Consider the following 19,049-nt stretch of genomic DNA (forward strand, 5'->3'; position numbering starts at 1 on the left):
CTTTTATCCGCGATATACAATCTCATAATCATAATATCCCGTAACTTCTATCATTAATGCACTCCCGCTTCCGCCAAGCGACAGACTGCTGCCGCTCACGGTTACGTTTATAATATTAATGCTATTTACCTGTACGCCGTTAAGATATAAGTCCCCGATATTGCCGGCCATCTCAGAAGTAAGTACAAAGTATATATACTGCCCTTGCAAGATTACTCCGCCTGCACTATACGGCAAAACCGAAATGCCATAAGGGTCACCCACAAATATACTCACACCTGCAAAATTGTTTATGCTTATACTTCTGTTTATGCTAAGGCTAAGTGTTTGAGTGTCAACCACCTGCCACTCAGCCGGATCAAATCCCCAAACAGTTTCAAGGTCATATTGCGCAAATGAATTTGTAGCATAAATGTGTATGCTGTTTTCGCCGATTGTGTCAGCGGTAACACCAAGACAATATCCAAAGCCCTTCTGGAAGGTTGTCAGATCGATGCTATCCTTCCAATATACATGCGAAACATCGGTTTCCTTTATCCCGTTATTGTCTTTGTCATACCTAGCAGTTTCAAGAGTATTGCCTCTCGATGGGTCTGCCCATGCATAACCGAATATTCCGCCGCTTGATCTCTTGCTTAGCGTAACTGAATCGCTGTCGACGCCGGTTCGTGCAGTGTTTACCGTAAAGCCCATAATGCTGTCCCGTGCACAGGCCACAATTCCGCCGATATACGATGAGTTAATATTTGAAAGCGACAAGCTTCCTTCAATATACCCGCCGTCTTTATATGCATTGTTAAGCAAGGTGTTAACCATATATCCAATAATACCGCCGGCATATTCTTCGTCAATGATATTGGCAAAGGTTTTTATGCTACCCAAAGCTTTCACATTACTTATCACCTGAGCTGTAGAATATCCTACAACACCGCCGGCATACATATCAAAGCTTACGTTAGACAGCAGGTTCTGGTTCATGCCCAAAATATTTATGTCGGTCTCAATGTTTCTGATGCCCGCAACAATTTCATTGCTCTTAAACGCACTTGAATCCGGATAATTTCTTATAATCCAGCCCACAAGCCCGCCCGCATAAGCACCTCCGCCGGTGCTTACAGCCGCAAGTCCTATATTGTCATAGTCAACTGTGCCGTCTTTATTATAATCTGCTGTGCCGTATTCACTGAGCCTACCCTCTGTAATCGTATCAAGCCTCAGCCCTTCGCTGCGTCCTGTGACTGTCACTCCGTTAATAATCTGGTTATAGTCATATCTGAGTGAACCGGCCATGCCTCCTGCATAAACCTCTGTAGTGCCGCCGGTAATAGCATAGATGTTGGTGGTGATGTCAATATTTCTGATTGTTACGTTCACGCCTCTGGCCACCAATGCTCCCGCATAAATCGCCCGCTCAGCACTGTTGTTGTTAAGCTTTACAAAAGCATTTTCCAGCCTGCCGTTTTTAATTTCGGTTTTTGCAATGCCGTCGTTACCGTTTCGGGAATTACCCAAAACATATCCGAACAGTCCGCCATAAACCATTTCTGAGGAGTCTATTATCATATTGTTTATCGTATTGCCGTTAAAGTCAAATTCACCTCTAAACGGATAACCCAACGTTCCTATAGGAGTAAAGTAACGCCCCGCAAGGTCAATGCTTGTTGTCAGCTTAAACACAAATCCTGATGAGCTCAGCGTTCCGTTATTAATGCCGCTTGCCACCCACGCCAGCTCTTCGGCCGAACTTATCTCATACACGTTAAATACATTTTCGCTGATACTTGCTTCTGACCTAACCTGTCCCAGCCTGTTCTTCAGTTCCATGGGTTCGCTTTCGGTGTTCACCCAATGTTCACCAAGACCGCGCAGTGACGGGAACCGGCTCACTTCATTCAAGCTATATTCTCCGCTCCAAATGTCAACAAAGTTAAAGCCAAAATCGTCTGACAGACCGTCTATTACATCATAGAAGTTTGCCTCAAGCAGAGCAGTTGGATTGTTATGGATATAAACCATAACCATTCCGCTTTGCACAGCATCAATAACCTTAAGCAGTGCCGGAATTACACCCGTATTATCAGCAAAGTCCGCCACATTATAGTTGTTTTGTATAATAATTTTACTTAGAGTGTTTGTCGGATTGTCTGTCGGGTTATTGACTGTGTCATATCTTATCTGCCCTATAACTGCCATAATATCAACCGCATTAACTGTAAAGTCTGTATCAGTCACACCAATGTTGTTAAGAAAGGCATTGGTTACTTTTCCGCTTACGCTGTTATAAGTATTTCTAAGTGCAGCTGTAACACTTGGGTCAGCGCTGTTTCTCTCAAGCACGCCCACAACACCTCCGGCAACAGCCTGCCTCTGCAAAGCACCATTAAACACATCATAATAACCTACATTAGTCGGCTCAGATATGGTGACAGGAACATTGTTATAACTGTTTTCAACCGTGCTGTTTATTGCTCTTCCAACAATACCTGCAGCCACCAAGCCGGTCTTTGCGTTGGGTGAAGTATATACCGCACCGGCAACAATTTCTCCCCATCGCTGTCCTACATAATCAGGCTTATACTGTTCGGTATACACAAACTGTATGGTGCTGTTTACCGCTTCAAACACAATACCCGCTGCATATTCAACATTAAATATAGTGGGTCCTAAAAGCGATACATTTTTAATATCGGCACCCCTTACAAACCCGAACAAGGCTCCGTATCTGTGTCCATCCTGAGTTATTGCTCCGGTAATGTCAGATTTTTCTCCGTCAACCGTCAAACTGCTTATTTGATATTTATTTCCGTCAAAGGTCCCCTTAAACGGGTTGCTCTGCGTTCCTATCGGCGCAAAGTATTTGTTTGACAAATCAATATTGCTCATAAGCTTGAACGTCAGCCCGGCAGTATCAATCCTGCCTGTGTTTACCATATAACTGAGTTGTGCCAGCTGCTCTGCATTATAGATATAATACACATTGGCTTCATACGCCACAAACGCTTCGCGGTAATCCTGATGATAGAGCTCAGTATCATTGCTTATTAAGGTTGGATACCAAGTCGGAACCTTTTTGCCCCAGATGTTATTTCCGGAGCCGTTATCCTCAAACAATTCATTCTTAATTACTGTCAGCTTCAGCCCTTCCGAGGTTTTTGCATCTGCAAATAACGGGTCTACTATTTCTCTTATCACACTACTACCACCCGGATTCATTATCCTATAAGCTCCGGCATCCCCATACGAACTGGTCAGATAAAAGTTGGTAGGCTCATATATACCCGGACTGACCTCCGCTTGAATATATTCTATATTACTGTCATAGCCCACAAGCCCACCAAGTATATTTCGAGCAGCCTGAGCGTCAACACTCACCTCGCCCGCGTTATAGGTGTTTCTAAGCTGCAGTATAAAATGCTCGGGCTGCTCACTAAGATCAACATCCTTTCCGTATGCAAAGTTACCCGCACTTCCCAACGCACTCTCAAAATCTTTGGTCTCGTCTCCTATATTATATAAGATTGCATCTCTGTTAATGGATTTTGTTATTTCATAAATAACCGAACCCGTGACACCGCCCATAAATACTACCGCTTTGTTGTCAGAAGATACCTTTCCGGTGTTATAACTGTTTTCTATCAGGGCAGGGTCTGAGCTGTATGGCTGTCTGCCGCCAAGACCAATATCTCCGCCCATAACCAAGCCAACAACACCGCCCACTCCCATAGTTGTAGCCTGCGTAGCAGCTCTGGCTCCGACCGTGTTGGTGTTAAACAAAGTACTGATAGTGCTTCCGGGATACATTTTGCCTACAACACCGCCCACCCCGCCGATTGCATAGTTGCTAAACACATCGCTTACATCAATCTTTGAGAAATTGCCTGACAAACTAATCGCAGCATCAAACAATCGGCCCGCAATTCCGCCCACAGCAAAGTCACTCACCCAATTCGTTTGATAAGAAAGCGTATATGAGCCGGGCAGCCCGTCATTTGGTGTAACCTGAGCATTTTGATAAGCCACCGTAACACTGCCAAGGTTTTGAGACATTGTGGCCGAACTTCCCTCCAGCTCTCCAAAGATTCCGCCTACACTTAAAATATGCGCATTGCTAGCAACACTAACGGAACCATAATTAATACGATAATCTCCATAATTACTACTCATCCCCTCTGCAAATCCTGCAAGACCTCCAACGTAAAGGCTTGCTCTTATGTGATTGATATTCTCTGTGCCGTTTATGTTTGGCACGCTGAATATATAGTTGGTCAGGGTGTCTAAGACCGCCACTCTGCCCCAATTTCTGCTGGCACCCTTACCGGGCTCTTGTGCGCTGTCAATCGAAGCAATTTTTCCGGCAAGTCCGCCCGCATAAAGCTTTACTACGCCAATATAATAGTCGTTGGCATTAGTAGGCTCATTGGGCACTCTATATTCCTGCACCGATATAAACTCATCAGTCAAATCCGCAGGCAATACGCCGGCAAGCTTATTATATATCACAGCATTGTTAAAGTCACCCGAGCCAAGACTTTGGTTGTCAAGCCTCACCTCACCGTAGTTTCTTACGCTATTTATTGCCGAGCTGTTTGTTGTTCGGTCCGGTGAATACCCTACAACACCGCCCGCAGCAAATACACCCACAACCGTTGAACGGTTTTCACAGTTTATTACTTCAACACTATAGCTGGCATATCCTACAACACCGCCTGCAATATAACCCCTTATAATTCCGCCCTGAACGGTCAAATTCTTAATAATTCCGCTGTTGGGCACAACTATACCGGCATCAACACCGCTGTTGGTTACAAACCCGAATACACCCGCAATAGGCATAGTCTCAGTGCTGGGCATGCCCGCAACCGACAAGCTATTGTTGTCAACCGTAGCATACTGAACAGAATATCCGTTTCCGTCAAACACTCCCTTAAAGGCATGAGCGCTGTCCTTTCCGATAGGCACCCAATATCTGCCCGACAAATCTATGCTGTTCATCAATTTGATAGTAATTCCGCTAAAGCTGTTTGCTCCGCTGTTTACCTGCTGTGCTACCCATGCAAGCTGCTCGGCCGTTTTGATTTCATATACACCTGCATTAATCGTAGGTACAGCAGTAAATTCCGTCCAGACCGAAATCTGAGAATTTGGAATAACCTTTGGCAGCACCATAAATGAAGTAGTGCCGACATAATATAACATTTGCGACTTATTCCAGATATTAGCTGCAAAGTTGTTATAAGCGCCAAATTCATACGGAGCGGCTATTAGTATACCGTTTCTCGTACCCATCTTAAAGCTGGTGGACAAACTCTTAATAGTGTTGCCGGCAAGCTGCTTATCTGTTTGCAGCGTAATACTTACGTCATATCTTATGACGGCACCGGTTCCGCCGCCGGTTCTGACTTCAACAACACTACTGGTCCAATGACTTACTGCCACCGAATTACCCGGATTGTCTGTAGCCTGACCGTTTTCAAACAAACTGTCCATCAAATCCTTATAGCTGTTGGCGGCAAGCCTGGCGTTTTCAGTGTTTATGTCATCGCCGTTTGTCATAAACTGTTTAACAAACCCATAATCAAATTCGTCGTATATAGTGTCAGAGTTAGTATCTCTTCTGTCGGTATATGTCCCCGTAGCCTCCGAATAAACCGTTTCATTTCCTCTTCGCAGTTCAAAGTGACTGCGCCCTATGTTATTTGCTCCTACAATATTAACATATGTGCCCGTACCTGTGTCATAACCCTCTATTGTTGTCCACTCGCTTGGCACAATCATCTGATTGGGATAAGTTCTGGCAGCGTCGCCCGTGGCCTGCCCCATGCTTGGCACATCAAGATATGAGCTTTGATATCCCAAATATACTATTCTGTCTGCAGCCGACGACGCAGACGGCGCAATTACATTATAAAGTGAATTTACATAGTAGTTGCCTGTTATTTCATCTGTCTTTACAACGTCGTCCTCAGCACTGCCGGCACCTGCGTCAAGCCCTAGTGTTGTAATTGTTCCAAACAAGCCGCCCGTAACTCTCGCCACATCATATGAAAGTCTGAGTGTATTAAAGTCCCCGTTTAAGAAATTTGTGGCAACAACACAATCGCGTATTATTGGCGAAAGCTTATTAATATTTGTCAAAATTCTAAATTGTGAGGCTTGTGACTGATCAAACACACCTATTGTATCAATTACCGCACGATAATACGACACAATGTTGCCTACAAGTCCGCCGATTACAGCGCCTGCAAGCACCGAACCCGAGGTTGTAACACGCTCAATTTGTCCGCTCATCATACGGCCTACAGCACCGCCCGCAACAGAAGCAAAGCTGTTGCGCACATCCAGGCTTGAGGCACAGTCCAAAATAATTCCGTCGTTATTAAACCCTACAAGTCCGCCGATGGCAGTCACAGAAACCGAACCGTTTGCAAAGAATTGTCTGTTGCCGGTAGTTCCGCCCACAGGGTTGGTTTGAGCCACAGCACTATCTATCTGCATCTGAACATTGTCAGGATATCTTATCGAAGAATTAGTCATCTTACCTCTGTTTTCGCCCACAAGCCCGCCGCCATAGTTGTTTGCGTGAACATACTGAACAGAGCCCGTTTCAAGAACATAATTTATGTCGCGAATATACGTAGCGCTTCCAACAAGCCCAAATACACCGCCGGCCGTACGCCCTGCCACTCTGGTCTGACCCGACACAGTGATATTTCTGGCATTAGCAACCGTTCCGAAGCCGTCGCCGCCAACATTTATGGCATTGGTATCCAAAACACCCACCACTGCTCCGGCATATGACACCTCAATGGTCTTGCTGATGATTTTGCCACTGCCGTTATAAGTGAGAGGCTCATAAACATACTTGGAGTTTGTTCCGCCCAAAATATAGGTTGAACTTACATTGATTGCGGCATTTATGTTTTCTATCCTAAAATTGTCAACCGCATAACCCACAACACCGCCCACAAGGTTACGCCCCAGCACCAGATATGGAGTAAGCACATTACTGCCTGAGTTGCCACCCGTGTAGGTTTCAACTCTCACATTGTTTATATAGGTTTTACCGCTGGCAAACCCTACCAAGCCCCCCACAAAATAGTGTGAGGAACTCTTAATTTCTATGATGCTAAGATTAAGGTCACTTGCTAAAACATTATTAAATTCAGAGAAAAGTCCGAAGGCTTTGTTTGTCACCGTTTGTGATGTGTATGTAAGCACAATGTTGCTGATCCACATGTTGTTGCCTTCAATAACAGTATTTTGCACGCCATTCTGCGCCAGCGCCGTTACAGCGGATTTTGGAGCCATGTTAAAGTCTGTGTCAGCAATAAATCTCACGTATTGACGCGTTCCGCTGCTGTTCATAACCTTATTAAACTCATAGTTATAGCTTTCAACATTATAAACAACTCTCGGGTTTTCTTTATCGCCGTATTTCGGCGTACCTGTTTTTTCAATGTAGTGATATTCAACATACTCAGGAACATTATACTGAATAAGTCTAACCGCAGTTGCAGGAGTAGCACTGCTAGGGTCCACCCAAATATAAATGTCATAATTATTGTTTATATCAAGGTCAATATTAATATTTTTTGTCTGATTAATTCCGGTTCCATAGCTTGCGCTTACAATTTTAAGCGCAACAAAGCCGCTACCATTTGCCGGAATATTTTCCAGCACAGGAATATTATTGATGTCCAGAACCGGAGACCCGTCCGGGTTTTTCACTACCCTTTGTGCCCGCTCAAATCTATACTGAACCTCTACAAAGTCTGAAACAGGGCCCGCGCTGGCGCTATATATACCGGCAGTAGTAGCATTACTCACACTAATACCGCTGTCCCATATTTTTTCCTGGCTGGGTTTGGGTTCGCGGTTTTTATAAATCCATTCGCTTGTTGTAGGACTGAGCATAAACACCAGCTGCGGCTTGCCTGCAGTCATATACCATGTATAACCCTCTGTATAGCCGTAACCCGTGTCGCCATCCATGTTTTGCGCTATATTAAAGCCCGGGAAACTGCTCATAGCCGAAAATTCCGAAGTGCCAAGCTTAACGGCCCGCTCATTCACAAAGCTGGTAAATTCCGTTCCGGGGTCAAGATAGAAACAGTTTGTTATTGTACCCTGATTAAGGACTGTTCCGCCGCTGACACCCGTAAAGGCCGATGCGTCATTGGCTTGACCCGGACCTGCGGTGTTAAGAGCCGCAGTAGGCGTAGAATAACAGTTATTAATTACACCGCCGTTTTGGTTGTTAAACACAAATCCGGCAAGACTTGAGTTGTGGCTCAAAATAATATTCGCATAACTGTCGTTGATCGTGCCGCTGTTAAGATATACAAATCCGCTGTTGCTTATAGCCGACTGAATTCCTCCGCCGGAGTTTCTTATACCGTTGTCTTCACTAAGCCTACTACCCTGAGCAAAGCTCTTGTTAATAACACCTGTAGCGGTGTTTTGATATACAAAGCCGGCCGTAAATCCGCTCTGCGAATTGTTTTCAAGCCTTATACCATCAGAATAAGTTGAGCTTATTCTTGCATTATTGATACCCACAACGCCACCCAAGCTACCGCCGTTTGCCACTATATCAAAGTTTTTAACCTTGCTGTTTGTGATATATCCGTCGTTGACCGCAACAAGACCGCCGCTGGTGAGAATGTTGGTGCCGGCAGGAGTAAATATCCTGACCTTACCGCACACCTCGGCGTTGGTAATAATACCCTGATTTCTCGCTGCAATTCCGCCAAATCTGCCGCCGGTAAGAGCATTAAATGTCAGGTCAAGCGAAGTGTTAATCGGCTGATAGGTTGTAACTCTATAATAGCTGTTGCGCGAAATATCGTTTTCATAATCTTCTACTGTGGCAGGGCTGTTATCGTCCAAACTATAATAACTCGTCACCCCTCTCGGGTTTACAACGCCGCTGCAATACTGCACATTTAAATTCATCAAAAGCGTATTTGCCGGAACAATTCCAAACAACCCCAAAGCAAGGTCGCCCGGTGTATCGGGACCCATAGCAAAGCCTGTTATATAAATAGTTTTTCCGTTTCCGTCAAGGCTGGCCACCTCGGTGTTTATCGGTGTGTGAGCCGGAAGATAGATATCATTAATAAGCCTGTAGTCCTTACCCGCTTCCATAGTATACAGCTCTTCGGCATTATTAATAGGTATAGCGTTTCGTAGCTGTGTCTGATAGCCAAACTCAAGCACAAACTCAAAGCTCAGCTCTCTTGACCTTATGCCGCTGTTAAGAGGCTGATTTGCCTTTACAAATGCCGGTCTGCCGCCGTTGTAGTTAAGCTTTACATTCAGTTCGATTGTAGTCGGAATTTCAACCTTCTCACCATAAACAGACTTACTGTTGTTGTCAGCTGACGGCATAAAATTAAACACACCATTATAAAGCTCACCTGTGTGGTTGTCATAAAGCGGCTGTATTGCGCCGGTGTTGTCATAATACCACCATACTCCGTCATTTACACTGCCGCCGGCAGCAGGATCGCCAGCCCCCGCTTTGTTGATTGCATCAGTCAGGTCTTGTATGTTTGCTTCAACAGTCTTGCCGTTGGCACATATCATGTTTGTGTCGCTTGCAACAACGCCAACCTCAATATTAAGCTTTGTTCTTTCACGAATAACAAGGTTAAGTTTTTGTCTGTCAGCAACCGTCTCAGTGTTTGAAATCTTTATGCCTGTAATAGTATATTCGGTCACATAAACATCCAAAATTTGTTCCCTTTTCAGGTTTTGTTCCTTTGTTGCAACGGCCTTATACCTTATTGTAGTCCCTGCCAAAGATTTGCCGTCTGACGTCACAGTGCCTGCAGGAATAGTAATGTAATACTTCCCGTCCTCATATTTGGGCATAATCAAAGCAAGAACCTGAGGATTGAGCGTTGAAAGGTTAATAATATCAAACTCATTGCCTTCCCAGAATATCTTTTCTATGCTGAACTCAGGCACACCGTCAAAGTTTCTGATATTTACTGTCATCTCTTGTTTGGTGCCAACCGGAACATTCCTGTTAAGAGCTCTGTTTGCAATATCCAGCGTCACAATCGGCTCAGAAATATTAACAAAGCTATATGTCACATCTCTTGGGTCAACAATAACTCCGTCTTTATAGAATGTTACTCTCACATTAAAGTTGCTAAAATCCGGAACCTGTTTGGTGTTTGCCACAAGCAGACTGAAGTAATATATCTTGCTGTATGAATACAGTCCGGGAAGCGGGCTTATTGGGCTGTCCGCTCCCGATTGTTTGCTTATTTTAAGCCCATTTTGAATTGCAACAGAACTGTAGTCAGAATGCGGCGAGAATGTATTGGACAGCTTGTCATAAGCCATCTGCGCAATAGTCATAGCATTGCTGCCGGCATCACTTGTATATGTTATGGTGAAACTGTCATAAAAACTAAAGTTGGGATAAACATCCAGCTTCATAATTGCAGGCACTTCGTTATATACAATTGAGGCCTTTCCGTCCTCTTCAATATAAGTCTTTGCTGTTTGGGTTTCTTTATCATGCATTTCAGTATACAAGCTCATATCAGCGCTTATAATCGGCTGAGGCTTAACAGCCAGGTTAAGACTTATCTTTACCTCAGGATTAATACTGCTTGCAAAATCAAGCACATAATAACGGTTCATTTCTATCAGTGTTGTCTTATTTACAAAAGTTATAGTATAAATTCTTTTCTTTCCTATAAGCTGCAAGCTGCCATCCCTTATTTCCTCAACCGCAGATCTCTCAATCTTTAAATCGCTGAATGTAACATTGCTGGCTTGACCAGTCAAAACAGCAACCGCATCAGTAAATTCATCCTCATCGGCATCGGTATCCATCGTCACTGCCAGAATATAAGTGTCAAGCTGGGTCATGGTGACAGATGATATACTGGCGCCAAACCTTATGGCGGTGGCACCGTTATAAATATTAAGTTCAAACTCAGCACTGAGGTCAATCAAGACAGTTTTGTTTCCGCCGCTTATGTTTTGAGTGATATACGGCTTAGCATATACCCGAATACCGTTGATAGCAGTGTCTAAAACTGCTTCGGTCTTATGCAAAGCATATATTGTGCTGGTGCTGCTAAAGCTTAAGTCAACGTACCAGTAATTTTTTCCCGAACTAATTTCAGTATCAACCTGCCACGGAAGATTATTGATTCTGAATATATCGGCAATCCCTATTCCTCCGTTTTGTGTACCGGTTTCAAGCAACACATCATCATCAGTATACACATAATATCTTACACCCACCTCTTTGGTGCTGACAAGGTTATAGATTGTGCCTTCTATGTTCTTCTTAAATTCAGTGTCGCTATAAAGCGTCTGAGTAGTATTGGTGAGCATACTCAGCGTTTTTACCTGCAAAGAGCTGTCACTGCTGAGCTTGTCAGCCTCTGTTCTGTTGGCATTCTTATAAAGCGCAAAGCCGTTGATACCGTGTTTGACGCTTATCTCAAGCTGCACGCTGAAAGATGCGTTAAGACGTGACGAAATCGTCAGCACAATATCTCCCACACCGTTTAGCTGCAGCGTTCCGTTCTGATTAACCGATATTACAGCCGAGTTACTGCTTGTTACTTCTACCCTGCTGCTTCTTATAGTCAAAGGAACAACGCTGACATCGGCAAAGCTGCCAACGTCAATGTTGTTTTCACGGTTAAGCTGTTTTTCACTAATCTCGGTTGATGCTGAAAAAAACAATATCAGTGAACGAGTATCAGTTTTAGTGAATATTCCGTTGTTTGCGCCAAGCATACCCCAAACAATCGCATCAACGCTCAGCGGATTGGTTGCAAACAGCGGCAAAATTCCGCTTCTGCTCTTAAGATACGGAAGTCCGTCATTAACCAAAGCATTTATGCCCCAATTTGCAGTATCCGCTTCAACAGCATTGATATCTGCATAAGTATATGTTACAACCGCGCCGCCGTTTAGTTCATGATAGCCATATGTCGGGCTCAGGGCTCCGCTACCCGTAAGCTGAGTGGGTCCATAAGCTTTAACCATAAGGTAATTTACGGCAGTGCCGCCTAAGTGACTGCCCACAAAGCCGCCTCGGGTACTTCCGCTTACGTTTGCAAACACAGCAACATGGCTGAAGGTTCCACCCTGCATTTCACCTGCAAATCCGCCTGCATAACCCGCAGCATTATTCAAAATGTCAAACGACGCATTGTCGTCAAAATATGATACAACATAGCTGTATGATATGTCGGCACTTTCTGCTCTGCCCGCAAGACCTCCCACATAATTGTTTCCTGTCACAAAAGCACGATTTGCATTAGTTCGTCCAAAGCTTTTATAGTTTTCGGCACTGCTGCCATAAATATAGGTGGAATTTGCATTTCCTACAAGACCGCCCACATAGTAGTCACCAGAAATTATGCTCGAACTAAAGCTGTTTTTAATTACGTTATCCATTGCAGTGGGCACACCAAAGATTTCTGTATCCGTAATAGTTATACCGTCATTTATACTCTGACCGGCTACGCCGCCCACAAAGTTGAAATTTGAAGTTATTTTACCATTTGAAGCCACACCATTAAGCAGCCCCGTGTTTTTGCCCGCAATGCCTCCAAGGCCCATGTTTAAAGCCGACAATCCTCCGGTAGCTGTCGCCACAATATTTAAGTTTGAAGTATACCCTGCGTTTCCAAAGTTAATCTGAATATTACTTTCATCAACATCAGAATATACACCGATGATATTGCCCGCGTTAAGACCTGCAACACCTCCGATATAGTTTATTGGGTCTCCCGTCTGTGCAGTAATCTTTCCGACTACTCCCACCTTAGTCTGATCGTCAAGTGTTACCACTCCGCGGTTTTCACCAACAAGTCCGCCAAACGTAAACGGCGTGCCCGCAGTTGTAATAAAGTTTACGGCAAAGCCTGTTGCGCCTTCGGCCGGATACTCAACCACAACGTTTCTGAGAGTTCCGCTTTCATTTATTGCAGCCGTGCCTCCAAAAACAAGCTGTGTTCCGTTGAAAGTCGCCTGAATGTGCTGGTATCCTATTGTCAAATCATAGACCACACCCCTCTCTGAAGAGCCCGTGCCGCTATATTCATAGAAGGACGATTGTTCATTGGTGACCGTCTGAGGAATACCGCTGTCTTCAAGACGATAGAACAGCCCCAGATATTCAACATTTGAGGTCACAGTAGAAAATACTATAGATTTAATTGAATTATAATTGGTGTAATACTGCTCACCGCGGGTGCGGGTATATTTTCCGCTAAGTCCGCCTGTGAATGCTGTATTTATGCTCAGACCAATGGGTTCCAGCGCACCGAAAGCAATGTCTCTTGTCAGCACATAATATTTATTCATGGTGTCACTTGAAAGTCCTATATCCTTAAGCTCCTGAAGGCTGCTCACATAATAGGGGTGGTCAATGCTGCCGTCGGTAACATCAACAAAGATATCCAGAACTTTATTCCAATCATAGTCAAAATTGGCGTTCTTTATTTTGTCTTTGGGCACAACCACCAGCCTTGCCTGTCCTGCCTTAATCGGAGTAATAGTAAGACCGCTTACTGCAAATACACGACTGCCAGGGTTAATATTTTCGTCCACCCTCACCCAAACAGGGTTTTGTATGGTGCCGGTGTTGACAAACTGCAAAAGCTCAACGCCGCGGTTAAATGCATCAAGCGGCAAAACTGTAATATCCAGCGTAAACGGCGAAGATATCCCCATCTTGAATATAATTTCACTGTCAATTACATTTTCGGCAGCAATACCCGTAACTACTATAGGGTTCTTAACAAGTATACCGATGTTCCCGTATCTTGGCACGCCAAACTCTTCAACCTTGGCCACGATATACGCCATACGGTCGCTGCTGATAGTATACCCCATATTTACACTGAACTCAAACCTGTTAAGCCCGAGGTCAGTCCAACTGAGCATGCTTGAGTTCGCGGAGCTTCCGCCCTCGTGAACAACAAATGCATCAAAGCCGCTTGGGTCAAACTTAAAGGTAGCGTTGCTCGGAAGTACTGTTAACTCAAGCACTGTTGAGTGCTTGCCAAGTGTTATGTCCTCATACCCCAAAAATTCGGGGTTATAGATTATGTTAGTCGTTGCGGTTATGTTTATCCTCTCAATCGGAACATAACCTCTTATGAAAAATTCCTGAACGGTTGGATTGTTTGCATAGTCAAAGAATGTAACCAAAACTTTATATACATAAGGCGTGGCATCTACTGACCATGTTGAAGGTGTGATATAAAATCCTCGTGTTGCCGGGTCAAACTCAAATACTGTAACATTTGGTATGTTCTGAACAGTTTCCTTAAAAGAATACTTACCGTCTGAACCCAAACTAAGCAGCACTCCGCTTGCAGGATTAATACTGTCATTTGCAAACTTAGTATACTTATACACCTCATACTGAATATTCTTAATCTCAGCCTTGGCAGGATCTGTATAATACTCAAGCCTTACGGTCTTGTTGACCTTAATTGTTACTTCTTCAAGCGTATTTTGCCCGCCAATGTTTTGATAAACAACATTTCCTACATTACTTGTGTCATAACCCGAAAGCCCGACAAACACATTGTCAATCGGCTTAAACACATTTATTGCTATTGTTTTATACTCGCTTGCAAGCATTGTGGTGCTTGACACATAAATAATCGCACTGCCTACATTATATGGGTGCAGAATCAAAACAGCATTTGTTCCGCTATAGTCTACCTCAACATCCACAATATTAGCTACACTGCTATACGCCTGAATTGTTCTGTTTCTGGCGTCATAGGGCCCCACAAAAATTTCTATTTCGTGCTGACCCACAAGATCCATGTTGACATTAATTCCTGCACTGTTTAGTGCTCCCGTCCCCATTCCTGTCTGCCACGACCATGTCCCGTCTCCTATGGAGTCGGGTGAAGTATATTCAAAGCCATCGATTGAAGTTATGCCCTTAAACATATTAAGTTTTACTTGAGTATAAGCTCTCAGTTGTCCAACACTCATGCTGTCGCTGTATTTGTTGTTATAATAATCAATCAGGTCCTGATACTTCTCTTCAGCGGCAGGCCTCTCAGCCACAATCTTTATCATATAGTTGTCTGTAATTGTAATGCTCGGATGCTTTACCCTCACTCTGAGGTCCGCCCCGCTGCTGCTGCTTATTGCGTCCACTCCCGTACCGTTGCTCACACCCAAAATTCCGTTCTGATGACTAAGCTGAGTATTTCTCATCCAGAAATCAAACATATCGGTGGGATTGGGCACCAGCTCATAGATGCTGCCGTTATACTTATACAGCTCCATAAAGAACCTATTGTTGGCAGTGGGAATATCAGCAGGGTCAGCAACCTTGAGCCTGAAAGTTGTGCCGTTGTTGTCGCCGATATAAACATCTATGTCATGAAAATATTGTGGCTCTTGAGTCTTAATTACATTATTAACAGAAAAGTCGCGGATAAGGCTGTCGCATGTCACATTTACCGCTGTTCCATAATTTTTAAACCTGCCCACATAGTTGCTCAGCTCAACCTTAAAGTTCAAAAGATAGCTGCCGGAATATCTGATTGCCGAAATATCAAACACATAAACTCTGTTTGCGCCGCTGTTATAATCAGTCACACTAATCAAATTTACGTCAACCGGCTCGGTTGATGAGGTGGGATAATTTACCGTTACGGCCTGTCCGTGAGTTTCAATATCAAGCTTAACACGTATAGTGTTGAGTGTCTGCATATTCTTGACAAGCATAATATCTCCGGACGCACTGCCCTCACTTATCAGCTTATCGGTTGAGCCAGCGATAAAAAGCTTTGAATTCATGGCTCTCACAATGTCAATGCGTCCTATAGCAGATACTTCGTTGGTTCCATTCATAACAGGATTGCCGTTTTCCATAACAGTAGCCTTAACATCAACAAAGCTCGCACTGACAGAGCCTGTTATCTCCAGTGTTCCGTCAGCGTTCAGACTCACGCCGCTGACAGGCGTAGGTATTGTGAAAGAAATATCGCGCTGATTGCTGTTTTGCGGCATAATAGTAAGATTATCAATTCCAAGCTTTATGATTGAGCCTAACCCATTTTCAATGGCAGCCACATTACTTTGATTCTTAAACGAAATACTCTCCGCCCGCTTAATTACTCTTATGTTAAGGCTCGCGCGCTTGTCACCCTCGCTTGTAATAAAACTTACAATTGTTTTTCCGGGCTCAAGAGCCACTATCTTTTTTGTTACAACATTGCCGCTTATGCGGGTGTCCTCTTCAACGCTGACTATTGGGTTGGTCATGCTGATGAGAGGCACAAAATTAAATCCTCCCGGTGCATTTTTAACGGTAATATTCACTTCTTGCGGCTCGTCGCCCACATACATAACCAGCACGCCCTCAGAGTTCAGCTCAGCAACCGACCTTACTTCAATAGACAAATTGGCGTATTTGTCGCCGCAGCCATAAAGCAGCAGCCCCGATACACCAACAAGCATTACCACCAAAATAGTGAGGAGTTTTTTCATATGCTCTTCTCCCAAATAACCCGACAACTCTGCAAGTCTATTGTAAGCGAAACTTAGGTTTTGGGCAAGCTTGTTTGTCCGTGACCTAATTAAGCGCACAACAAAGGGTATTTACACCCTTTATTTTAAACTATTTTGTGTAAAAAAGTCAAATAAATGAGAGATATAATATATTATATATACTATATTAAAGCACTTCACAGCAATACCTAAAACAACGGGCCATTTTTTACAAAAAATCGCCCATCCTTTCTCCCTCAATGCATTTAAACAACTGCCGCTGAACAATCCTGCAAACCGCCTTAATTCCTTTTCCTAATTACGTCAGTAAGTGGTCCCGAACGTTTATGCTATATCATTGCCAGCCTTCCCCCTTGACTTTCTGTGTGATATATGCTACAATTCAGGCGAGGTGAAACATGGGAATTTCCAATAAAGAAGCACAGAAGAAGCCTGACAAAGAAGCAGAGTGGCAAGAAGTTTCAGACGAAGAATTTGCTTTGACTCTCGCTGAAATAGATGCTGAAAAAGAGCAATTTGTCAAAGACATAAAATCCGGCAAAAAACAGTGGAGCAAAAAAGAGCTCACACAAGAGTTGCTAAATCACCAGCTCAGTGCCGACGAGCTTAAACTCGTGCTAAACAAATACGGCGACTCAGCGCTTACTATGGCACTGCAAGAAAACCCTAACCTCATTGACCAAACAATGAAAGATCTCCCCACTCTCAGCCGTGAGCAGGTTGCAGAAATGGAACGCGGCATGATCCAATACAATTTCCTCTGCACAGTTCTGACTGAAAAGAAGAAGTTTCTGGGCCCGCATATGCCCTACAACAAAAAACTAGCTCCGGGCGGCCACACAACCGAAGAAGTTATTGACCATCTGGCAGGTGAATATGTCTATCTTGACGAGCAAATATCTTTCACCACAAAAAATACCGATGAAAACATTGACCAAATGATAAAAGCTCAAATAGAAAGCACCAAAAAACTGAAAGAAACAGCTGCAAAAAAAGGACTTGTTGAAAAATTTGCAATGGGGCTGGATTATGAAACCGTATGCGCTGACTTTAACGACGCCAGAGACTTTATTGAGGCAAACAAAAAACATAGTCGCAAAAATAAAAAATCTCCTGCAACAGAAACCGAGTTACTTGAAAAGCAGCTTAAATACGAAATTACCCGAGCAGCATTTTATCAAACTCTTTTGCAAGTTGACCAAATTGGAAAGTTTGAAATAGAAGGAACAAATCTGACAAATGAAAATTATAACATCTGGGCCATTGATGACAGACCTATGAAAGACAGACCGGTCGGAGTCTCCAACATTGCGCACAAAATGTCATCAATGACACGCATGCCGGCAAACTACAACTTCCATGGAACATACCTGCAATATGCCGCAGAAATGGCAATAGCAAACGAATTGATGGCAATGACACAAACCTTTCCGCCAAAGGAACAAGGATAATAGTCTTCCGCAAGTGTTTGCGGCAGAAATCAGCAAAAAAAAATAGTATTGACAAACTTAGTAAAATATATTATAATACAGTCAAGTTGGAGCGGGCACAAAAGTCTGCGCCAAAAGGGGGAACTTAATATGGCTAAAAACAAAGGAACACCGAGCCCGAATGAATTTCTTACTACTGCATCGTTTTTTCCTACAGTAAATAAAAAGGGAGAGGTAGTAAATCAGGGCGGCGGAATACTAAAAAATACAGAAGAAACTGTTAAAAAGCCGACCAATTGGGGGCTTATAGCAGCCATTGGAGCTGCTGCAGTTTTGTTGGTGGCGGGAGTCGGTTATGTGTTGGTGTCTCAAGGTGACCACAGCGGCCAAGGCGGCGGCGGAAACAATAACCAAAATGACATCGGTGGCGGTTGGGGCGATGTTTTACCGCACGATATTGATGGTGACGGCAAAATAAGCAACACAGACTTAGCATTGCAAAAAATCCATGAATATATGGGCGGACAATATACCATTGATCAGGCAAGCGATTTTATATCTAAAGCACTTGATCCTGCACACCCAACTGCTTCCACTGCAATAATTATGCAACAGTTGCTTGGAGATGGACCAGGAGCAGCCACAATTAACAAAGCACTTTCTCTTTTAAATAAATATCACGCTGATCACGGCAACCCTTTCACAGAACCGGGTTTGGTTGATTGGCTAGAATTGTCAGTAGGTTGGTTTGCAACTGTTTATGACAAAGAGTATCAGGAGTATTTACTCTCTAATCCAAATCTATCTGACCAATTTATGACCTTTAATGACGGAACGTCCGTTCCAATTGAAAGTATGCAGAAGTTCTTACTGCTTGAAAGACAAATATGGGGTGCAAATTTTAAAGAAGAAGTTAAAGCAGTCGGAATTACTGCTACAAAAAATCATCCTGAATATAAAGCTGTTATGATTGACAAAGTAGGAGGAATAACCCAAGGCTCGAATAACCCTAACTCAGGCTTCACACAACAAGAAGATCCTACATTATGGAATTAAACACATCTTTACCCTCAGTCATATCAC

The 19,049-nt window shown here is 43.6% G+C and carries 3 protein-coding genes; 2 read left to right on the top strand and 1 reads right to left on the bottom strand.

Annotated features, from left to right (window positions below):
• Positions 1 to 3: 3 nt before the first annotated feature.
• Positions 4 to 16,515 (bottom strand): hypothetical protein, encoded by a 16,512-nt coding sequence (locus tag LBN07_04360; GenBank protein ID MDR0850681.1) that lies wholly within the window; start codon positions 16,513 to 16,515, stop codon positions 4 to 6.
• A gap of 419 nt (positions 16,516 to 16,934) precedes the next feature.
• Here LBN07_04360 and LBN07_04365 point away from each other — a divergent pair, with 419 nt between their 5' ends.
• Positions 16,935 to 17,987: a hypothetical protein gene (locus tag LBN07_04365; protein MDR0850682.1), complete on the top strand. Its 1,053-nt coding sequence runs from the start codon at positions 16,935 to 16,937 to the stop codon at positions 17,985 to 17,987.
• Between the two features lie 129 nt (positions 17,988 to 18,116).
• A complete protein-coding gene (locus LBN07_04370) occupies positions 18,117 to 19,022 on the top strand; it encodes a hypothetical protein (protein MDR0850683.1) in 906 nt (301 codons plus the stop codon).
• The last annotated feature ends 27 nt before the right edge of the window (positions 19,023 to 19,049 follow it).

Source organism: Christensenellaceae bacterium (assembly GCA_031260975.1).
Taxonomy (GTDB): domain Bacteria; phylum Bacillota; class Clostridia; order Christensenellales; family UBA1242; genus JAISKJ01.